The sequence below is a fragment of the Streptomyces thermocarboxydovorans genome (genome assembly GCF_039524635.1).
Classification (GTDB): Bacteria; Actinomycetota; Actinomycetes; order Streptomycetales; family Streptomycetaceae; genus Streptomyces; species Streptomyces thermocarboxydovorans.
The window spans coordinates 50,629-71,480 of sequence record NZ_BAAAGU010000041.1 but is presented as its reverse complement, the minus strand read 5'-3'; the positions used below and the strand labels follow the sequence as shown (position 1 = coordinate 71,480).

Sequence of the window (20,852 nt, the reverse complement as noted above, 5' to 3'; positions counted from 1 at the left end):
CACCTCAGAGACCGAACGACAGGCCGCGTTCCCTGACTGGCTGGACTGGTACAACTACCACCGACCCCACACCGGCACCAGCGGCCGCCCACCAGCCAGCCGCGTCACCAACCTCTCCGAACAGCACACCTAGGGGCGGTCGAGGCGCAGGCGCTCGGCCCGGGGCAGGCCGGCGACGACGAGGTCGTAGGAGTCCTCGACCAGCTCCCGCACCAGGGCGTCGGGGAGGGAGCCGCCGGCGTTGTCCGCGCCACCGGCGACGACCGTGTTCCAGTGGCGCTTGTTCATGTGCCAGCCGGGCAGGATCAGCCCCGCGTACTCGGTGCGGAGCCGGAGAGCGTCCTCCGGGTCACACTTGAGGTTGACCTTCAGGGGACGCGCGTCCAGGTTCGTCAGGGCGAACATCTTCCCCCGCACCTTGAAGACCGAGGTCTCCGGGTTGAACGGGAAGTCCTCCACCGCCCCGTTGAAGGACAGGCACAGGGCGCGCAGCTCCCCCGGTGTCATGCCGGCCGTTCCTCCGCGACGCCGGACGGGTCGCCGACCGGCTCCACCAGCACCGTCACGATCTTGTTCCGGCGGCCGGCCGGGGCCTCCGCGGTCAGCCGCAGGGTGCGGGAGTCGGGCAGCTCCACCAGGACGGAGGCACCGGCGATCGGCACCCGGCCGAGCGCCTTGGCGAGCAGCCCGCCGACCGTCTCCACGTCCTCGTCGTCGAACGACTCCAGCCCGTACAGCTCGCCCAGGTCGTCGATGCCGAGGCGGGCGGTGACCCGGAAGCGGTTCTCGCCGAGGTCCTCGACGGGCGGCAGCTCACGGTCGTACTCGTCGGTGATCTCGCCGACGATCTCCTCCAGGATGTCCTCGATGGTGACGATCCCGGCCGTGCCGCCGTACTCGTCGACGGCGACCGCGACGTGGTTGCGCTCCTTCTGCATCTCGCGCAGCAGGTCGCCGGCGTTCTTGGTGTCGGGCACGAACATGGCCGGGCGCATCGCCGTGGACACCAGCTCGTTCTCCGCGTCCCGGTTGATGTGCGTCTTGCGGGCCAGGTCCTTGAGGTAGACGATCCCGACTATGTCGTCCTCGCTCTCCCCGGTCACCGGGATGCGGGAGAAGCCGGAGCGCAGGGCGAGGGTCAGGGCCTGGCGGATGGTCTTGTAGCGCTCGATGACCACCAGGTCGGTGCGCGGGACCATCACCTCCCTCACCAGGGTGTCGCCCAGCTCGAAGACGGAGTGCACCATGCGGCGCTCCTCGGCCTCGATCAGCGACTCCTTCTCCGCGAGGTCGACCATGGCGCGCAGCTCCGCCTCCGAGGCGAAGGGGCCGCGCCGGAAGCCCTTGCCCGGGGTGAGGGCATTACCGATGAGGATCAGCAGTGAGGGGATCGGGCCCATGACGCGGGCGAGCGGCAGCAGCACATAGGCCGCGGCGGTGGCCGTGTTCAGCGGGTGCTGGCGGCCGATGGTGCGCGGGGAGACGCCCACGGCGACATAGGAGACCAGCACCATGATCGCGATGGCGACCAGCAGCGCCTGGGTGGTGCTGTCGAACTCCTCCAGGCAGCCGTAGGTGATCAGCGCGGCGGCGGCCATCTCGCAGGCGACGCGGACCAGCAGCGCCACATTGAGATAGCGGGTCGGGTCCGAGGCGACCTGGGCCAGCTTGGTGCTGCCCCGGCGGCCGGAGCGCACCGCCTCCTCGGCCCGGAAGCTGGAGACCCGCGCGATGCCGGTCTCCGCGCAGGCGAACAGCCAGGCGACGACCACCAGCGCGATCGCGCCCAGGACGAGTGCGGGACTCATGACACGGTGGGGGCCGGGGACGGGCCGGTGAGGCCCCTCTCCGCGCGCCAGCCGTCCACGATGGCGGCCTGCAGGCCGAACATCTCGGCCTTCTCGTCCGGCTCCTCGTGGTCGTAGCCCAGCAGATGCAGCACACCGTGGACGGTGAGCAGCTGCAGCTCCTCGTCCATGGTGTGCTGCGTCGGCGCCTCCGCGCCCTGCTTGGCGGCGACCTCGGGGCACAGCACGATGTCGCCGAGCAGCCCCTGCGGGGGCTCCTCGTCGTCCTTGGACGGCGGCCGCAGCTCGTCCATCGGGAAGGACATCACATCGGTCGGACCGGGCAGGTCCATCCACTGCAGGTGCAGCTGCTCCATGGCTCCGGCGTCCACGATGATCACCGAGAGCTCGGAGAGCGGGTGGATACGCATCCGTGCCAGGGCGTAACGGGCGATGTCGAGGATCGCCTGTTCGTCGACCTCGGTTCCGGACTCGTTGTTGACGTCGATCGACATCTGGTGCTCGGTCTACTTCCCCTTGTGCCCGGACTTGCCCCGGCCGCCCTTGTGGGTGCCGTTCTGGGTGCCGTGCTTGCTGTCGTACCTGTCGTACGCGTCGACGATACGGCCCACCAGCTTGTGCCGGACCACGTCGTGGGACGACAGCCGGGAGAAGTGAACGTCCTCCACTCCCTCCAGGATCTCCTGCACCTGCCGCAGACCGGACTTGGTGCCCTCGGGCAGGTCGACCTGCGTCACGTCGCCGGTGATGACGATCTTGGAGTCGAACCCGAGCCGCGTCAGGAACATCTTCATCTGCTCGGGGCTGGTGTTCTGGGCCTCGTCGAGAATGATGAAGGCGTCGTTGAGCGTGCGTCCGCGCATGTACGCCAGCGGCGCGACCTCGATCGTTCCCGCCGCCATCAGACGCGGAATGGAATCCGGGTCGAGCATGTCGTGCAGCGCGTCGTACAGCGGGCGCAGATACGGGTCGATCTTCTCGTACAGCGTGCCGGGCAGGAAGCCGAGCCGCTCACCGGCCTCGACCGCGGGGCGGGTCAGGATGATGCGGTTGACCTGCTTGGACTGCAGCGCCTGGACCGCCTTGGCCATCGCCAGGTACGTCTTGCCCGTACCGGCCGGGCCGATGCCGAAGACGATGGTGTGCTGGTCGATCGCGTCGACGTAGCGCTTCTGGTTGAGCGTCTTGGGGCGGATCGTGCGGCCGCGCGAGGAGAGGATGTTCTGGGTGAGCACCTGGGCCGGCGTCTCCTCGACCTCGCCCTCCCCGGTCTCGCTCGCCCTGAGCATCGCGATCGAGCGCTCCACTGCGTCCTCCGTCATCGGCTGCCCGGTGCGGAGCACCAGCATCATCTCGTCGAACACGCGTGAGATCAGGGCGACCTCGGCCGGATCGCCGACCGCGGTGATCTCATTGCCCCGGACGTGGATGTCGGCCCCCGGGAAGGCCTTCTCGATCACGCGCAAGAGGGAGTCGCCGGAACCCAGCACGGTCACCATGGGGTGCTGGGCGGGGACGGTGAGCTGCACTCTCGCCTGCCCCTGCGTGGGGGTGTGAGCTGTGGGTGTCTGTGTCATGGGCCGGCGCTTGGCCTGCGATTCCTCCTCGTCACGGCCGCATCGCTGAGGGCGGCCTCGCGTCTCCCAGGGTACGACGCAGGTGTGACAAGCCCGTAGAGCTTTTCCTCTCATCACCCTGCGCCCCTCGAGCCACTACGTGGCGCACCCGCTCGGAGGTGCCTCTCCCGCACAGGGGCTGCCGCCCGCCCCGCTGGTCGGCAGGCTTACGCCGAGCGGCGGAAGCCGATGGTGGGGACTGCGCGGCGGAGGGGCCAGGGGCGTACCGACTCCTCGGGGACCAGGTCGGCCAGGAAGCCGTAGCGGCGCAGGGCGGCGGGCTCCTGGCCCTGGACGGAGTGGACCCTCCGCCACCAGGCGCCGATCTCCGCCCAGCCGGGTGCGGAGAGCGAGCCGCCGAACTCCTGCACCGACAGGGCCGCCGTCAGGCCGGCGAAGGCGAGGCGGTCGGCGAGCGGCCAGCCGGCGAGGGTGCCGGTGACGAAGCCGGCGACGAAGACGTCCCCGGCGCCCGTCGGGTCGAGCGCCTGCACCTCGATCGCCGGTACCTCCGCGCACTCACCGGTCCGCCGGTCCACGGCGTAGGCGCCCTCCGCGCCGAGTGTCACCACGACCAGCGGGACGTGCTCGGTGAGCGCGTGGGCGGCCGCCCGCGGACTGTCCGTGCGGGTGTAGCGCATCGCCTCCTCGGCGTTCGGCAGGAACGCCTCGCAGTGGCGCAGGTCCTCCAGCCCCGCCAGATCCCACGCCCCGGTGTCGTCCCAGCCCACGTCACCGAAGATCAGGGCCCCCTTGCGCGCCGCCTGCGCGATCCACGGGGAGCTGCGGCCCGGGGTGAGGGAGGCGACGGCGGCCCGCGCCCGGGGCGGGCAGTCGGGGGCGGGCTCCTCCGGCGGCGGCTCGTGGCCGTGGGAGACCATTGTCCGCTCCCCCTCGTAGGCCATGGAGACGGTGACCGGCGAGTGCCAGCCGGGCACCGTGCGCGACAGGGACAGGTCGATGCCCTCGCCCTGCTCCAGCGCGTCCCAGCAGTACTCGCCGTAGTGGTCGTCGCCGAACGCGGCCGCGAGCGAGGTGCGCAGGCCGAGCCGGGCGAGGGCGGTGGCCATGTTGGCGACCCCGCCGGGGCTCGACCCCATCCCGCGCGCCCAGGACTCGGTCCCGCGCACCGGGGCGGAGTCGAGCCCGGTGAAGATGATGTCGAGGAAGACGGTGCCGGTGAGATAGACGTCCCAGGGCGGGTCCTGAGGAGTGCGCAGCAGGGCGAGGGGGTCGACCTGGCCCTGGCGGGAGTGCGCTCCCTCTCCGGTCGACGCGGGGGACGCGGGGGACGCGTTCACGATGCGCTCCCTGACGTGGTGCCGATCTGGCCAGTCTGCACCACACCACCGACAGCGCTCACTTCGTCACTCCGCACCCTCCCATCGATAGGCCTCGACCTCGGCGAGATACCGGGCCCTCAGCTCCTCCTCGTCCTCCAGGAAGGAGGCCAGGAACGAGTTGCGGGCCAGCTCGCGCAGCCGCTCCTGCGACAGGCCCAGCACCCGCCGCACGGCGTCGAAGTTGTCCCCGGCGTAGCCGCCGAAGTAGGCGGGGTCGTCGGAGTTGACCGTGCACATCAGGCCGGCGTCCAGCATGGCGGGCAAGGGGTGGTCGGCGAGAGTGTCCACGGCGCGGAGGCGGACGTTGGACAGCGGGCAGAGGGTGAGCGGAACGCGTTCGCGCACCAGGCGCTCCACCAGCGCCGGGTCCTCCATGCACCGCAGCCCGTGGTCGATCCGCTCCACACCGAGCACGTCCAGGGCCTCGGCGATGTACGCGGGCGGCCCCTCCTCACCGGCGTGCGCCACACGCCGCAGCCCGAGCTCGGCGGCGGCCTCGTACACCGCGCGGAACTTCGCCGGCGGGTGCCCGACCTCGGCGGAGTCCAGGCCCACCCCGGTGATCCGGTCCAGGTACGGCTTGGCCTCCTCCAGGGTGGCCATGGCGGACTCGGCGGACTCGTCGCGCAGGAAGCACATGATGAGCCGCGTGGACACCCCGTGGTGCTCCCGGCTGCGGCCCAGCGCCCGCCACAGCCCCTCGACCACGGTGCCCATCCCGACACCCCGCGCGATGTGCGCCTGCGGGTCGAAGAAGATCTCCGCGTGCCGCACGCCCTGCGCGGCGGCACGGGCGAGGTAGGCGTCGGCGAGATCCTCGAAGTCCCGCTCGGTGCGCAGCACTGCCATCAGCTCGTAGTACAGGTTCAGGAAGGACTGCAGATCCTGGAACCGGTACGCCTCGCGCAGCGCCTCGGTACCGGCCCAGGGCAGCTCGACACCGTTGCGTTCGGCCAGTTCGAAGGCCAGCTCCGGCTCCAGGGTGCCTTCGATGTGGAGGTGCAGTTCAGCTTTCGGGAGGACCATCAGCTCATCGTACGGCGAGGTCGGCGGCGTACGATCGCCGCGGGTCAGCGGCGCTTCGGGAGCGGCACCCGCTGCAGATCGCGGGCCACGGTCAGCTCGCCCTCGTAGCCCGCCGCCCGCGCCTGCCGTTCGAACTCGGAGGGGTCGCCGTAGCGCTGGCTGAAGTGGGTCAGCACGAGATGCCGCACGCCCGCATCCCGGGCCACCCGCGCCGCCTGCCCCGCCGTCAGATGCCCGTGCTCGACGGCGAGTTCCCGGTCCTCGTCGAGGAACGTCGACTCGATGACCAGCAGGTCGCAGTCCTCGGCCAGCTCACGGGCGCCGTCGCAGAGCCGGGTGTCCATGACGAAGGCGAACTTCTGCCCGCGCCGCACCTCGCTCACCTGCTCCAGCGTCACCCCGTTCAGCGAGCCCTCGCGCTGGAGCCGGCCCACGTCGGGGCCCTTGATGCCGTGCGCGGCCAGCCGTTCGGGCAGCATGCGCCGCCCGTCGGGCTCGGTGATCCGGTAGCCGTACGACTCGACGGGATGGGAGAGCCGGCGCGCCTCGAGCGTGTAGCCGGGGGTCTCGGCGAGGACGCCGTCCGTGTGGACGGGTGCCTCGGTGAGGGGGACGGTCTCCCGGTAGGCGGTGGCGTACCGCAGCCGGTCGAAGAACCGCTGCCCGGACCGCGGATAGTGCGCGGTGACCTGGTGCGGCACCTTGTCCAGGTTGATGCGCTGGATCACCCCGGCGAGGCCGAGCGAGTGGTCACCGTGGAAGTGGGTGACGCAGATCCGGTTCAGGTCGTGCGCGGCGACCCCGGCGCGCAGCATCTGCCGCTGGGTGCCCTCGCCGGGGTCGAAGAGGAAGCCCTCCCCGTCCCAGCGCAGGAGGTAGCCGTTGTGGTTGCGGTGCCGGGTCGGGACCTGGCTCGCGGTGCCCAGCACCACCAGTTCGCGTACGGACAAGGCGGCTTATCCGGGGGGCCACTCGAGACCGCGCCCGCCGAGCACATGGGCGTGCGCGTGCCAGACGGTCTGCCCTGCGCCACTGCCGGTGTTGAACACGACCCGGTAGCTCTCCAGCTTGTCCTCGTCGGCGACGGCCTGCGTCTCGCGCAGCACATCGGCGGCGAGCTGGGGAGCGGCGGCGGCCAGGGCGGCGGCGTCCCGGTGGTGCTCCTTCGGGATCACCAGCACATGGGTCGGTGCCTGGGGGTTGATGTCCCGGAACGCGACGGTCGTCTCGGTCTCCCGGACGATCGTCGCCGGGATGCTTCCCGCGACAATCTTGCAGAACAAGCAGTCGTCCTGCGGCTCCCCAGCCATACGCCCTCCTCGCCGAACTGATCACCTACAGCGACATCGTATCCAGGCCAATGGGACTGCGGGCGCTCGTGCCGTCACCGCCCTGCGGGCAGCCGCGCAGCCCGGCTGCTCGCAGGGCGAGGTGAGCTGGGGCGGGCCGCGGGTCGGTGTCGGCGCCCTGCGCTGACAGGGTGCCGCTGCGCCCGCCCGCCCCCACTCTCGACTTCGCTCGAGCGGGGGGACCCCCATCGCCCCAGCGGCACGACCGCCCGCAGCTACGGCGGCACGGCTGCCCGCAGCACCCTCACAGAGCCGGCGGCACCTTCGCCGGTGTCTGCTCCAGCGCTTCCAGCGCCAGCCGGATCGCCTCGTCCAGCTGCACATCCCTCCCCGCCGCATAGTCCTGCGGCCGCTGCACGACCTCCACGTCCGGATCCACCCCGTGGTTCTCCACGTCCCACCCGTAACCCTCGAGCCAGAACGCGTACTTCGGCTGCGTCACCGACGTCCCGTCCACCAGCCGGTACCGGCTGTCGATCCCGATGACGCCGCCCCATGTCCGCGTACCGACGACCGTCCCCAGCCCGAGCGCCTTGATCGCCGCGTTGACGATGTCCCCGTCCGACCCGGAGAACTCGTTCGCCACCGCGACCACCGGCCCCCGGGGCGCGTCCCGCGGATAGCTCTCCGCCCGCATGCCCCGCGGCAGATCCCATCCCACGATCCGCCGCGCCAGCTTCTCCACCACCAGCTGCGAGGTGTGCCCGCCCCGGTTCTCCCGGACGTCCACCACCAGCCCCTCCCGGGCGACCTCCACCCGCAGATCGCGGTGGAGCTGGGCCCACCCGGAGCCGATCATGTCCGGCACGTGCAGATACCCGAGCCGTCCGCCGGACTTCTCGTGGACGTAGGCGCGCCGGTCGCTGACCCACGCGTGGTAGCGCAGCGGCTCCTCGTCGGCCACCGGCACCACGACCGCATGCCGCGGCTCCCCGCCGCCCGCGGGCAGCACGGTCAGCTCGACCGGCTTGCCCGCCGTCCCCACCAGCAGCGGCGCGGGTCCGGTCACCGGGTCCACCGGCTGCCCGGCCACGGCCACGATCGCGTCCCCGGGCCGGATCGCCACGCCCGGCGCCGCGAGCGGCGACCGCGCCTCGGGGTCGGACGTCTCCGAGGGCAGGATGCGGTCGACCCGCCAGCTGCCGTCCTCGTGCCGGGAGATGTCCGCCCCCAGCAGCCCCTGCCGGCCCCTCCCGTCGCCCCAGCCGCCGCGCGGGGTGACGTAGGCGTGCGAGGTGCCCAGCTCGCCCTGCACCTCCCACAGCAGGTCCACCAGGTCGTCGTGGGTGGCGAGCCGGTCGAGCACCGGGCGGTAGCGGTCCAGCACGCCGTCCCAGTCGACGCCGTTCATGTCCGCGCGCCAGAAGTTGTCCCGCATCAGGCGCCCGGCCTCGTCGAACATCTGCCGCCACTCCGCGGCCGGGTCGATCATCTGGCGGACCCGGCCGAGGTCGACGGTGATGTTGGAGTCGCTGTCGTCGTCGCCGGAGGCGCGCCGGTCGCTGGGCACCACCTTCAGCCGCCCGTCGGTCCACAGCAGCACCCGCTTGCCGTCGCCGCTGACCTCGAAGTGGTCGGCGTCGGCGGCGAGATGCTCGATGCGCTGCTGGGCGAGGTCGTAGCGCTCCAGCTCGGTCTTGGGGTCGGGGTCGTCCGGGGTGGCCCGCGAGGCGCCGAGGACGCCGGTGACCGGATGCCGCAGCCAGAGCACGCCGTCCTTGGCGGCGCGCAGGTTGGAGTAGCGGGCGGCCTCCACCGGGAACGGCACGATCCGGTCGGCGAGCCCCTCCAGATCGATGCGGGTGGTGGGGGTGCCCTCGCTGTCGGGGGTCTCCTCCCGGTCGGCCGCCTCGAAGGCGCGCCCGTGCCGCTGCGGGCCGAACGGCGACGGCGTGGTGGCCGCGAGCGTGATCAGGTACGGCCGGACGCTGTCGACGAAGGCGAGGTCGAAGACGTGCTCGTCGTAGACCGGGTCGAAGGAGCGGGTGGACAGGAACACCAGGTGCTTGCCGTCGAGGGTGAAGGCGGGCGCGTAGTCCTGGAAGCGCAGCGGGGTCGCCTCGGTGACCTGGAGGTCGGTGGTGCTGGCGAGGCGGATCTGGCTGAGCGGGCGCGGCCCGGGGTGGGACCAGGCGAGCCAGGCGGAGTCGGGCGAGAAGGTGAGCCCGGAGACGTCGCCGTCCTCGCTGCGGTCGACCTCGCGGACCTCCCCGGTCTCGCGCTCCACGAGCAGGACCCGCCCGTCGTGCGAGGCGACGGCGGCGCGGCTGCCGTCGGGTGCCATGGCGAGGTCGAGGACCCGGCCGAGCTGCCCGGCGGCGATCCGGCGCGGGGTGGCGCCGGGGGCGAGTCCGGTGGCCGGGGCGAACTCCAGGGCGTCGTCGCCGTCGGCGTCGGTCACCCACACCACCCATTCCTCGCCGTCGGCGCGGAAGGTGCGGGGCCTGCGCGCCCGTACGCCCGGGGTGGCGGCGAGCGCGCGGGCGGGGCCGGAGCGGTGGGTGACCCAGTGGACGGTGCCGCGGACGCAGACGGCGCTGCCGCGGGCGGTGTGGTCGGGGGAGGCGGAGCCGAACCAGCGGGCGGCGTTCAGCGGGAACGGCTGGAGGTCGACGCGCTGTCCGCCGAGCCGGATGTCGAGCCGGCGCGGCTCGGCGCCGTCCAGGTCGTCCAGCACCCACAGCTCACCGGCGCTGGAGTAGACGACACGGGTGCCGTCGGTGGCGGCGTGGCGGGCGTAGAAGCCCCCGAGCGGGGTGTGGCGGCGCAGGTCGGAGCCGTCGGGGAGGGAGGAGTAGAGCGCGCCGGTGCCCTCGTGGTCGGAGAGGAACGCGATCCGCTCGCCGACCCACATCGGGTACTCGATGTTGCCGTCGAGGTCGGCGTGCAGCCGGACGAACTCGCCGCCGTCCTCGCCCTCCTGGCCGGCGCGGTCGATCCACAGCTTGCCGGCCGTGCCGCCCCGGTAGCGCTTCCAGGTGGCGGCCTCGCGGCCCATGGTGGCGGACAGCAGCACGGTGTGCGGGCCGTGGGCGACGTCGCCGACGGGCCCGTACGGCAGGGTGCCGGCGGGGCCGCCGTCGAGCGGGACGGCGCGGGCCCAGGTGCGGCGCAGGCTGGCCTGGCCGTGCGCGCTGATCGCGAGGACCTTGCCGTCCGGGGTCCAGCCGCGCACCTGTGTCCTGGCGCTGCCCCAGTAGGTGAGGCGGCGGGCGGGGCCGCCGTCGACGGGTGCGATGTGCACCTCGGGTGCGCCGTCGCGGGTGGAGGTCCAGGCGACGGTGGTGCCGTCGGGCGAGATGCGCGGGTGGTTGACGGGCACGTTGTCGGCGCTGACCCGCCAGGCCCGGCCGCCGCCGTCGAGTGGGGCGAGCCACACATCGTCCTCGGCGGTGAAGGCGACCAGGTCGCCGTGCGGGTGCGGGTACCGGAGATACGCGGCTGATGCGACGGATGCGGGCTGTGTCACCCGATCACCCTAAGCACGCGGACGGCGGCCCGGCCAGGACTTTGGATCACTTGCCCTCGACGGGGCGGCAGTCGGGATACCGGTCGCACCAGACGGTGGTGGTGACGGTCACGGTGACGGTGGGCCGGGGCCCGTCCGGGGTGGGGCCGCCGACCGGGGGCGGGCTGCTGGAGTTGCAGTCGCCAAGACCGTCGACGCGGAACCACTGCTTCCCGTCCACCTTGGCGGTGATGTCGCCGCGGACGCAGGCGCCGTCGAGGGCGTGGGTGACCTTGCCGGTGACGGTGATCTCCTTGCCGTCCTCCGTCTCGCCCTGGCAGTCGACGGAGGCGACGGTCCGCTCCCGGGCGGAGCGGGTGGCCGCGCCGCTGCCGTCGCCGTCGAACGAGGCGGTGCAGCTGAGCCAGCGCACCCCGGCCTTCTGCCGGTTGAGCTCGTCGGTGACGGTCTGGTCGACCGTATAGGCCACGGTCGCGGAGCTCACGGCACCCGGTTCGCACGCCACGGCGCCGCCCACGGCCATCACGGCGAGACCGGCCGCCACAGCCGTGCGCCGCAGCCGCGTCCCGCCCCACAGCTTCTGCCACACCCCCATGGACGGCAGCCTGCCATCGTCACCGGCGCGGCGGTAGGGCGCATACGGCCACTGTGCGCCCCGTCATGCTCCCTTGCGCATACGGCGGTTGGGGCCCCGCGCGGGTCAGGACCAGCGGCCGGTGCGGCCGAGGAGCAGCGCCGCAGCCGCCGTGCCGGCGGTGGAGGTGCGCAGCACGCTGCGGCCCAGGCGGTAGGCGCGGGCGCCGGACTGCTCGAAGAGGGCCAGCTCGTCGGGAGCGATGCCGCCCTCGGGGCCGACGACGAGCACGATGTCGCCGGTGGCGGGGAGTCCGGCGGTGGCGAGCGGTTCGGTGCCGCTCTCGTGCAGCACGGCGGCGAAACCGGCTTCGGCGAGAAGTGAGGCAACCTGCTTGGTGCTCGCCGCGTCGGCGACCTCGGGGAAGCGCACCCGGCGGGACTGCTTGCCGGCCTCGCGGGCGGTGGCCCGCCACTTGCCGAGGGACTTCAGTCCGCGCTCGCCCTTCCACTGGGTGATGCAGCGGGCCGCCGCCCAGGGGACGATCCGGTCGACGCCGACCTCGGTCATGGTCTCCACGGCCAGCTCGCCCCGGTCGCCCTTGGGCAGCGCCTGCACCACGGTGATCGTCGGTGTCTCGGCCGGCTCCTCCCTGACCTCACCGAGGCGCACCACGAGCCGGTCCTTGCCCTCGGCGGCCTCCACCTCGCCCTCGGCCCAGCGCCCGGCGCCGTCGGTGAGGACGACGGCTTCGCCGGGCCGCAGCCGCTTCACGGAGACGGCGTGCCGGCCCTCGGGGCCGTCCAGGACGAAGCTGCCGCCGCCGGGATTCTCGAAGCGGTCGACGACGAACACGGGCGCGGTCACAGGGCACCTCCCGCCGACAACGCTGTCCGGGCGGAGGCGAGTTCGGCGGCCAGCACCTCCACCAGCTGCCCGGCGGGCAGCTCCCGCGCCAGGCGGTGGCCCTGCCCCGCCCACAGCGCCATCCCCTGGGCGTCCCCCGCCTTGGCGGCGGCCTTGCGCAGCGGCGCGGTGAGGTGGTGGACGTCGGGGTAGGCGGCGGGCGCGTAGGGGCCGTGCTCGCGCAGGAAGCGGTTGACCAGTCCGCGGGCCGGGCGGCCGGAGAAGGCGCGGGTCAGCTCGGTGCGGACGAAGAGGGGGTTGGTGAGGGCCTGCTTGTGCAGGGCGTGGGCGCCGGACTCGTGGGTGGCGAGGAAGGCGGTGCCGAGCTGGGCGGCACTGCCGCCGGCGGCGAGCACGGCGGCTATCTGGCTGCCGCGCATGATGCCGCCGGCCGCGATGACCGGGATGCTGACGGCCTCCCGCACCTGGGCGACCAGGGAGAGCAGTCCGACGCCGGCGCCGTCCGCCTCGGGGACGTCGCGGTGAGTGCCCTGGTGGCCGCCGGCCTCGATGCCCTGCGCGATCACCGCGTCCGCGCCGCAGCGCTCCACGGCCCACGCCTCCCCGGCGGTGGTGGCGGTGACGAAGGTGAAGGTGCCGACGCGGTGCAGCGAGTCGATGACCTCCCTGGCGGGGACGCCGAAGTGGAAGGACACCACCGGCACCGGGTCGTCGAGGAGCACGGCGAGCTTGGCGTCGTAGCCGTCGTCGCGGCCGCTGTCCGGGTCGCCCAGCTCGGTCTCGTACCAGGTGGCCTCGCCGGCCAGCTGGTGGGCGTAGACGTCCACGGCGGCCGGGTCGGCGGTCTCCGGCTGGGGCAGGAAAAGGTTGACGCCGAAGGGCCGGCCGGTGAGTCCGCGCAGCTGCTTGATCTCCTGGTACATGCCGTCCGCGGTCTTGTACCCGGCGGCGAGGAAACCGAGCCCGCCCGCCTCGCAGACCGCGGCGGCGAGCTGCGGCACGGAGACGCCGCCCGCCATGGGGGCCTGCACGATCGGGTGCGGGAAAAGACCGGTCAGCGCGGAGGACATGCCCGCATGGTGCCATGTCCGCGGAACATCACCGAATCAGCCTTTCCTCTGGCATAAACCGCCGCTTGCCCGGACTCGGCCGGCGCACCCACGCGCCCGCGGGCGGACACGGCAACGGGCCGGCACCGGGGTGCCGGCCCGTGCTGAACGCTCGTTCAGCGGCCGTTGAAGGCGTCCTTCAGCCGGGAGAACAGCCCCTGCTGGCCCGGCTGGAACTGACCCTGCGGGCGCTCCTCGCCGCGCAGCTTGGCCAGCTCCCTCAGCAGCCGCTCCTGCTCCGGGTCGAGCTTGGTCGGCGTCTGCACCTCGACGTGCACGATGAGATCGCCCCGGCCGCCGCCGCGCAGATGCGTCACGCCCCGGCCGTGCAGCGGGATCGACTGGCCGGACTGGGTGCCGGGCCGGATGTCGACCTCCTCCATGCCGTCCAGCGTCTCCAGCGGCACCTTGGTGCCGAGCGCCGCGGCGGTCATCGGGATGGTGACCGTGCAGTGCAGATCGTCGCCGCGCCGCTGGAAGGTGGGGTGCGGCAGTTCGTGGATCTCCACGTACAGGTCACCGGCGGGACCGCCGCCGGGCCCGACCTCGCCCTCACCGGCCAGCTGGATGCGGGTGCCGTTGTCCACACCGGCGGGGATCTTCACCGTCAGCGTGCGACGCGAGCGGACCCGGCCGTCGCCCGCGCACTCCGGGCACGGCGTCGGGACGATCGTGCCGAAGCCCTGGCACTGCGGGCAGGGGCGCGAGGTCATGACCTGGCCGAGGAAGGACCGGGTGACCTGGGAGACCTCACCGCGGCCGCGGCACATGTCGCAGGTCTGCGCGCTGGTGCCCGGCGCGGCGCCCTCGCCGTTGCACGTGGTGCACACGACGGCCGTGTCCACCTGGATGTCCTTGGTCGTGCCGAACGCGGCCTCGTCCAGCTCGACGTCGATGCGGATCATCGCGTCCTGGCCCCGGCGGGTGCGCGAGCGCGGCCCGCGCTGCGACGCCGTGCCGAAGAACGCGTCCATGATGTCGGAGAAGTTCCCGAAGCCACCGGCGCCGAAGCCGCCCGCGCCGCCGCCGGCGGACTGCGAGAGCGGGTCGCCGCCGAGGTCGTAGACCTGCTTCTTCTGCGGGTCCGACAGCACCTCGTAGGCGGCGTTGATCTCCTTGAACCGCTCCTGGGTCTTCGGGTCGGGGTTGACGTCCGGGTGCAGCTCGCGTGCGAGCCGCCGGAAGGCCTTCTTGATCTCTTCCTGCGACGCGTCGCGGCGCACGCCGAGTACGGCGTAGTAGTCCGTGGCCACTACGACTCCGCCAGGATCTGTCCGACGTACCGTGCCACTGCGCGTACCGCTCCCATCGTTCCGGGGTAGTCCATGCGGGTCGGTCCGACCACGCCGAGCTTGGCAACCGCCTCGCCGCCCGAACCGTAGCCCACCGACACGACGGACGTGGAGTTGAGTCCTTCATGGGCGTTCTCATGACCGATGCGGACGGTCACGCCCGGATCCTTGGCCTCGCCGAGCAGCTTCAGGAGCACCACCTGCTCCTCCAGCGCCTCCAGGACGGGCCGGATCGTGAGGGGGAAGTCGTGGGCGAAGCGGGTGAGATTGGCGGTGCCGCCGATCATCAGCCGCTCCTCGTTCTCCTCGACGAGCGTCTCCAGCAGGGTGGACAGCACCGTGGAGACGGTGCCGCGGTCCTCGACCTCGAACGCCTCGGGGAGGTCCTCGACGAGGCTCGGCACATCGGTGAAGCGGCGGCCGGCGACCCGGCTGTTGAGCCGGGCGCGCAGGTCCGCCAGCGACGTCTCGCCGAAGGGCGCCGGGCAGTCGATCACGCGCTGCTCCACCCGTCCGGTGTCCGTGATCAGGACGAGCATCACCCGGGCCGGCGCGAGCGACAGCAGCTCCACGTGACGCACGGTGGACCGGGTCAGCGACGGGTACTGCACGATGGCGACCTGCCGGGTGAGCTGGGCCAGCAGCCGGACGGTGCGCGCCACCACGTCGTCGAGGTCGACGGCGCCCTCGAGGAAGTTCTGGATGGCCCGCCGCTCGGGCGGGCTCATCGGCTTGACGCCGGCGAGCTTGTCGACGAACAGCCGGTAGCCCTTGTCGGTCGGGATGCGCCCCGCGCTGGTGTGCGGCTGGGCGATGTATCCCTCTTCCTCCAGAGCCGCCATGTCGTTGCGCACGGTGGCCGGGGAGACGCCGAGATTGTGTCGCTCGGTGAGCGCCTTGGAGCCGACGGGCTCCTCGGTACCGACGTAGTCCTGGACGATGGCGCGCAACACCTGGAGCCTGCGTTCACTGAGCACGGCGCACCTCCAGAAGCCTTCCGCCCGGTCATGTCTCTGGCACTCTTCGCACGCGAGTGCCAGACTTCCCCGGCCCAGTGTACGGCCGGGAGGTATACCCCGGGCAAGGCCGGGCGCGCCCCGCTAGCGTCGCCGATATGACCGTGACTTGGGAAGAGTCGGGCTGGGAGCGGGTGGCGGCCGGGGTGGGGCGGTGCCGGCTGCCGGTGTGGGACTGCACGGCGGGCCTCGTGGTCGGCGCGGACGGGGTGCTGCTGATCGACGCGGGCTCGCGTCTGGCCGAGGGCGTGCGGTTGCGCACCGAGGCACAGGCGCTCGCCGGTCACCGTGTGACGCATCTCGCGCTCACCCACCCCCACTTCGACCACGTCCTCGGCGCAGCCGCCTTCGCGGGCGCGGAGGTCTACGGCGCGGTCGGCCTGGACGCGGCCCTGGAGCACGGCCGCGGCGAGCTGCGCGCGGACGCGGTGCGCCACGGGCTGGACCCGCGGGCGGCGGAGGAGGCCGTGGACGCGCTGATCCGCCCCCGGCACCTGGTGAGCGGCGAGTGGACCCTGGACCTGGGCGGCGGCCGGCAGGTGCTGCTGGCGAACGTGGGCCCCGGCCACACCGCCCACGATCTGGTGGTCCTGGTGCCCGGCGAGCCCGAAGTGGTCTTCTGCGGCGACCTGGTGGAGGAGTCGGGCGAGCCCCAGGCCGGGCCCGACGCCGCGCCGTCCCACTGGCCGGCCGCGCTGGACCGCCTGCTTCAGCTGGGCGGCGAGGACGCGGCGTACGTCCCCGGTCACGGGGCGGTGGTGGACGCGGCCTTCGTACGGGCCCAACGCGAGGCGCTGGCGGCGAGGTTCGGCGTGTCGTGATGATCACGGCGCCCCGGCTCCTCGTATCGTCATCAGAATGCGCCAGTACTCCGCCGATCTGACCCCTCCGTGGAAGAAGCCGCAGCCGGTCCCCGAGGTGCCCGCCGACCCCGGCCTGGTGGTCGAGGAGCCCGCCACCGGCTTCTGCGGCGCGGTGATCCGCTGCGAGGCCGGCACCGTGACCCTGGAGGACCGCTTCGGCAGGCACCGGGTCTTCCCGCTCCAGCCGCGCGGCTTCCTCCTGGAGGGCCGCGTGGTCACGCTGGTCAAGCCCTCCGCCGCCGCGGCGCCGGTGCGCCCCACCCGCACCGCCTCCGGCTCGGTGGCCGTCCCCGGCGCGCGGGCGCGCGTGGCCCGCGCCGGGCGCATCTATGTCGAGGGCCGTCACGACGCCGAACTGGTCGAGCAGGTCTGGGGCGACGACCTGCGCATCGAGGGCGTGGTCGTGGAGTACCTGGAGGGCGTGGACGACCTCCCCTCGGTCGTCGCGGAGTTCTCCCCCGGCCCGGACGCCAAGCTGGGCGTCCTGGTGGACCACCTGGTGCCGGGCTCGAAGGAGTGGCGCATCGCGGAGTCGGTGACCAGTGAGCACGCCCTGGTGGTCGGCCACCCGTACATCGACATCTGGGAGGCGGTGAAGCCGTCGGCCCTGGGCATCGAGGCGTGGCCGCGCGTCGCGCGGGGCGAGGACTGGAAGACGGGCGTGTGCCGTGCACTGGGCTGGCCGGAGAACACCGGGGCGGCCTGGCAGCACATCCTGTCCCGGGTGCGCTCCTACAAGGACCTGGAGCCGGCGCTGCTGGGCAGGGTCGAGGAGCTGATCGACTTCGTGACGACGTAGGCGTCGGCGGGGCCGGTCCCCTTGAGCCGCCCGCTCAGTCCACCAGGTCCCGCACCACCGCGTCGGCCAGCAGCCGCCCCCGCAGGGTGAGCACGGCCCGCCCCTCCTGGTACGGCTGCTCCTGCAGCAGCCCCTCGGACAGGGCCCTGCGGGCCGCCGCGAGGCCCTGCTCGCGCAGCAGGGACAGCGGCGCGCCCTCCCGGAGCCTCAGCTCCAGCAGGATGCGCTCCACCCGCCGGTCCTCCTCCGTGAGCACCTCGCGCCCCGCTCCCGGCGACCGGCCCTCGGCCAGCGCCGCCGCGTAGGCCCCCGGATGCTTCACGTTCCACCACCGCACGCCCCCCACGTGCGAGTGCGCTCCCGGCCCGGCGCCCCACCAGTCGGCGCCCCGCCAGTACAGCTCGTTGTGCAGGCACCGGCCCGCTTCCGACGTGGCCCAGTTCGACACCTCGTACCACTCGAACCCGGCCCCCGAGAGCACCTCCTCGGCGATCAGGTACCGGTCCGCGTGCACGTCGTCGTCCGTCATCGGCACCTCGCCCCGCCGGATGCGCCGCGCCAGCCGGGTGCCCTCCTCCACGATCAGGGCGTACGCGGAGACATGGTCGGGTCCGGCGCCGAGTGCCGCGTCCAGCGAGGCCCGCCAGTCGTCGTCGCTCTCCCCCGGCGTGCCGTAGATCAGGTCCAGGTTGACGTGCTCGAAGCCGGCCGCCCGGGCCTCGGCGACGCACGCCTCGGGCCGCCCCGGCGTGTGCGTGCGGTCCAGCACCTTCAGCACATGCTGCCGGGCGCTCTGCATGCCGAAGGAGATCCGGTTGAAGCCGCCCTCGCGGAGCGTGGCGAGATACGCCGGGTCCACCGACTCGGGGTTGGCCTCCGTGGTGACCTCGGCGTCCTCGGCCAGCCCGAACTCGTCCCGGATCACACCGAGCATCCGTACGAGATCACCGGCGGCCAGCAGAGTGGGGGTGCCTCCGCCGACGAACACCGTGCACACCGGCCGCGGGTCGTCCCCGAGCACCTTGCGGGCCAGCCGGATCTCCTCGGCGAGCGTGTCGGCGTAGTTGTCCCGGGAGGCCAGGACGCCGCCGCTGCCGCGCAGCTCGGTCGCGGTGTAGGTGTTGAAGTCGCAGTAGCCGCAGCGGGTCGCGCAGTACGGGACGTGCAGATAGAAGCCGAGGGGGCGGTCGGCGGCGCCGGCGAGCGCGGAGGCGGGGAGCGCACCGTCGGCGGGGACGGGCTCGCCATCGGGGAGTGCGGAAGGCATGTGCTCCATTGTCCCGCACCGGGCCCGCACTCCCCTGTCCCGCGCCCCCTGTCCCGTCTGTCCCGCGCCGGGCCGGCACTCCGCCTCGCCTCACCCTCGTCTCATTCCCTCTCGTCTCACTCCGCCTGGAGGACCAGCAGGGCGAGGTCGTCCGTGGGCGGCCTGGCCCCGAACTCGTGCACCAGCCGGGTGATCCGTTCCGCTATCAGCTCGGCGTCCAGGCCCGCGCAGCTCGCCAGCGCGGTGGCGAGTCCGTCGCCGTCGTCGAACTGGCGGGAGCCGGAGCGCCGCTCGGTGACGCCGTCGGTGACGCAGAGCAGGCTGTCGCCGGGGCGCAGCTCGAAGCTGTCGCTGGTGTAGGCGGCGTCCTCGACGACCCCGAGCAGGGTCTGCGGCTGGGCGACGGTGTGCACGGTGCCGTCGGGGGCGAGCAGCAGCGGCAGGGGGTGCCCGGCGGAGGCGAGGGTGCAGCGGACGCCGCCCTCGAAGGGCACCAGCTCGCCGTACAGCAGGGACAGGAAGCGGGTCTGGGGCCCGTCGCCGGGGGCGGTGGGCCGGGCCCCGGCCGCCACCAGCGCGCGGGCGGCCGCGTCGGCCGCCTCGGTGGCGTCGTCGAGGAGGAGCTGGTTGAGGCGGTCGAGGACGTCGGCGACCCGGTAGCCCTCGCGGGCGAGCAGCCGCAGCCAGGGCCGGGCCAGCCCGATCACCACGGCCGCCTCCGGGCCCTTGCCCTGGACGTCCCCGAGGGCGAAGCACCAGCGGCCCTGCCCGGCCGGGAACAGGTCGTAGAAGTCCCCGCTGGGCCCGCCCTTGTCGCAGGGCTCGTAGACGAGGGCGGAGCGGACTCCGGGGATCTCGGCGACGGCGCCGGGCAGCAGCCCGCGCTGGAGCACGGCGCTGATGGTGGCCTGCCGGGCGTACTGCCGTGCGGCCCCGATGGCGAGCGCCACCCGGCGGCTGAGGTCCTCCACCAGCCCGGTGATCTCGTCCGGGAACCGCGCGATCCCGGCCCGCCCGATCACCAGGGTGCCCAGCGGCCGCCCTCCCGCCACCAGCCGGTAGGCCAGGGCGACTCCGGGCGCGCCGGAGCCGTCGCCCGCGTCCGGTGCGTCCGGCGCGTCCGCCGCCTCGAGCGCCTTCTCGGGCCACGGGTACGGACGCGGACCGGTGTCCGGGGGGTCCGAGGGCTCCGGGGGGTTCTGCTGGAGGGCGTCGCGCAGTTCCTCGATGCGGTGCTCGCTGGCGTGCCAGACGCGGGCGAGGCGGGCGCCGCCGCTCCAGGCGGTGCTGCTCCAGCCGCCGTGTCCGCCGGCCTCGTCCTCCAGCCAGACCGCGCACCAGTCCGCAAGGCGCGGCACGATCAGCTGCCCGGTGAGCGCGGCGACCAGGTCCTCGTCGAGCTGCCCGGCGAGCAGATCGGAGGCCTCGGCGAGGAAGGACAGCGCGCCCCGCCCGAGCCAGGCCCCGTCCCGCCGGGCCCTCCCCTCCAGCCAGTCGTCCCCGAAGAGCACACCCTTGGAGGCCCCGGCCCAGTCCTCCGCCCCTTCCGCGTCCGGCGCCTCCAGCCGCTCCCCCGTGCCTCCCGCACCCTCCTGCACCGCACCGGAGTCCCACTCGGGCCCGACGGCGGGCAGCCCGCCCCCGCCCGGCGCGGACGCGAGGAGATGGGCCGCCTCTCCGGTGTACGTCCCGCTCTCCTCGGCCGGGGTGCGTCCCCCGGCGGGGAGGCGGGCCCAGACCGTCTTGACGACCGGACGGTAGGTGATCCCCCAGGCGTCGGAGAGCACGGCCACCAGGCGCAGCCCGCGGCCGACCTCGCCCGGCTCCTGCGCCGCCGCGAGCGCCGGTGCGCCCTCGCGCGGGGCGCGGGCGGGGTGCCGGTCGGTGACCTCGACCACCAGTGCGCCGGTGTCGCCCTCCAGCCGGCAGGTCAGCTCGACATCCGTGCCGGCGTGCACCACGGCGTTGGTGACGAGCTCGCTGGCGACCAGGGTGGCGTCCTCGGCGGCCCGCGCCGTCAGGTGTTCGGTCCCGGGCAGGCGCCGCTCGGTCCACTCGGCGAGCGCGGCCCGTACAAGTGCGCGCGCGGAGCCCGGCGCGAGGGAGCTTCCGGACAGGGTGGCGTGCGCCCGCGCGCACTCCGGTACCTCGGCAGCACGCGAGGCGGTCTCCCGTTGCGTCGGAATGGCCCCCATGGGCAGCTCCCCGGGCAGGTCGTACGAATGCACCTCGATCACTGCCGACAGGGTGACAGACCGGCCCCGCCCATAAGCACCGAGTTACCGAAGTGGCCCGCCAACCGTGGGAACCCCACCCCTCAAGCGCTCAAGAACCGCCCCACAACCGGTCGAATTCGTGCACCCGTGCACATGCGGAAACCGCCCCCGCCACGGGCACCCCCCAGCGCCCACGCGCGCCCGGTCGGGCCGCGGAAACACCACGGCCCCGGAGGGA

The 20,852-nt window shown here is 73.3% G+C and carries 18 protein-coding genes and 1 pseudogene; 3 read left to right on the top strand and 16 right to left on the bottom strand.

Annotated features, from left to right (window positions below; genetic code table 11):
• Nucleotides 1-133, top strand: a pseudogene (locus ABD198_RS19905) (integrase core domain-containing protein); the annotation flags it as partial.
• On the opposite strand, the gene ABD198_RS19900 reads toward ABD198_RS19905, so the two are convergent.
• The 14 genes from ABD198_RS19900 to hrcA form a co-directional block, all read right to left on the bottom strand.
• Nucleotides 130-507, bottom strand: a complete 378-nt coding sequence (locus ABD198_RS19900; protein WP_344003545.1) for an MmcQ/YjbR family DNA-binding protein — start codon at nt 505-507, stop codon at nt 130-132. The pseudogene ABD198_RS19905 and the gene ABD198_RS19900 overlap by 4 nt on opposite strands.
• On the bottom strand, nt 504-1,808 hold the full coding sequence (locus ABD198_RS19895) for a hemolysin family protein (protein ID WP_344003543.1): 1,305 nt from the start codon (nt 1,806-1,808) through the stop codon (nt 504-506). The genes ABD198_RS19900 and ABD198_RS19895 overlap by 4 nt, the downstream gene beginning before the upstream one ends.
• Nucleotides 1,805-2,302: an rRNA maturation RNase YbeY gene (gene ybeY, locus ABD198_RS19890; RefSeq protein WP_344003540.1), complete on the bottom strand. Its 498-nt coding sequence runs from the start codon at nt 2,300-2,302 to the stop codon at nt 1,805-1,807. Before ybeY ends, ABD198_RS19895 begins: the two co-directional genes overlap by 4 nt.
• A 12-nt stretch (nt 2,303-2,314) precedes the next feature.
• Nucleotides 2,315-3,385: a PhoH family protein gene (locus ABD198_RS19885; protein WP_344003537.1), complete on the bottom strand. Its 1,071-nt coding sequence runs from the start codon at nt 3,383-3,385 to the stop codon at nt 2,315-2,317.
• Nucleotides 3,386-3,591: 206 nt separating this feature from the next.
• Complete coding sequence (locus ABD198_RS19880) at nt 3,592-4,725, bottom strand: carbohydrate kinase family protein (protein WP_344003534.1); 1,134 nt, start codon at nt 4,723-4,725, stop codon at nt 3,592-3,594.
• 66 nt (nt 4,726-4,791) lie between these two features.
• On the bottom strand, nt 4,792-5,793 hold the full coding sequence (locus ABD198_RS19875; protein ID WP_344003531.1) for an adenosine deaminase: 1,002 nt from the start codon (nt 5,791-5,793) through the stop codon (nt 4,792-4,794).
• 44 nt (nt 5,794-5,837) lie between these two features.
• Nucleotides 5,838-6,743, bottom strand: a complete 906-nt coding sequence (locus tag ABD198_RS19870) for a ribonuclease Z (protein ID WP_344003528.1) — start codon at nt 6,741-6,743, stop codon at nt 5,838-5,840.
• Between the two features lie 6 nt (nt 6,744-6,749).
• Nucleotides 6,750-7,103, bottom strand: coding sequence for a histidine triad nucleotide-binding protein (locus ABD198_RS19865; RefSeq protein ID WP_344003525.1), 354 nt, complete (start codon nt 7,101-7,103; stop codon nt 6,750-6,752).
• Nucleotides 7,104-7,386: 283 nt separating this feature from the next.
• The gene (locus tag ABD198_RS19860) at nt 7,387-10,611 is read right to left on the bottom strand and encodes a S41 family peptidase (RefSeq protein ID WP_344003522.1); all 3,225 of its coding nucleotides are present in this window, start codon (nt 10,609-10,611) and stop codon (nt 7,387-7,389) included.
• A 46-nt stretch (nt 10,612-10,657) separates the two neighbouring features.
• The gene (locus tag ABD198_RS19855) at nt 10,658-11,206 is read right to left on the bottom strand and encodes a hypothetical protein (RefSeq protein ID WP_344003519.1); all 549 of its coding nucleotides are present in this window, start codon (nt 11,204-11,206) and stop codon (nt 10,658-10,660) included.
• 105 nt (nt 11,207-11,311) lie between these two features.
• Nucleotides 11,312-12,052, bottom strand: coding sequence for a 16S rRNA (uracil(1498)-N(3))-methyltransferase (locus ABD198_RS19850; RefSeq protein ID WP_344003517.1), 741 nt, complete (start codon nt 12,050-12,052; stop codon nt 11,312-11,314).
• Nucleotides 12,049-13,122, bottom strand: a complete 1,074-nt coding sequence (locus ABD198_RS19845; protein ID WP_344003514.1) for a nitronate monooxygenase — start codon at nt 13,120-13,122, stop codon at nt 12,049-12,051. The genes ABD198_RS19850 and ABD198_RS19845 overlap by 4 nt, the downstream gene beginning before the upstream one ends.
• A 155-nt stretch (nt 13,123-13,277) precedes the next feature.
• On the bottom strand, nt 13,278-14,414 hold the full coding sequence (gene dnaJ, locus ABD198_RS19840) for a molecular chaperone DnaJ (RefSeq protein ID WP_344003512.1): 1,137 nt from the start codon (nt 14,412-14,414) through the stop codon (nt 13,278-13,280).
• Complete coding sequence (gene hrcA, locus ABD198_RS19835; protein ID WP_344003510.1) at nt 14,414-15,430, bottom strand: heat-inducible transcriptional repressor HrcA; 1,017 nt, start codon at nt 15,428-15,430, stop codon at nt 14,414-14,416. The genes dnaJ and hrcA overlap by 1 nt, the downstream gene beginning before the upstream one ends.
• A gap of 137 nt (nt 15,431-15,567) precedes the next feature.
• On the opposite strand from hrcA, the gene ABD198_RS19830 reads away from it, so the two are divergent.
• Nucleotides 15,568-16,290, top strand: coding sequence for an MBL fold metallo-hydrolase (locus tag ABD198_RS19830; protein ID WP_344003506.1), 723 nt, complete (start codon nt 15,568-15,570; stop codon nt 16,288-16,290).
• Nucleotides 16,291-16,327: 37 nt separating this feature from the next.
• Entirely contained in the window at nt 16,328-17,131 is an 804-nt protein-coding gene (locus tag ABD198_RS19825; protein ID WP_344003502.1) for a DUF3097 domain-containing protein, read from the top strand.
• Nucleotides 17,132-17,165: 34 nt separating this feature from the next.
• On the opposite strand, the gene hemW is transcribed toward ABD198_RS19825, so the two are convergent.
• Nucleotides 17,166-18,398 carry a radical SAM family heme chaperone HemW gene (hemW, locus tag ABD198_RS19820; RefSeq protein WP_344003500.1) on the bottom strand — a complete coding sequence of 411 codons (1,233 nt, stop codon included), beginning with the start codon at nt 18,396-18,398 and terminating at the stop codon, nt 17,166-17,168.
• Nucleotides 18,399-18,514: 116 nt separating this feature from the next.
• Nucleotides 18,515-20,593, bottom strand: a complete 2,079-nt coding sequence (locus tag ABD198_RS19815) for a SpoIIE family protein phosphatase (protein WP_344003553.1) — start codon at nt 20,591-20,593, stop codon at nt 18,515-18,517.
• Between the last annotated feature and the right edge of the window lie 259 nt (nt 20,594-20,852).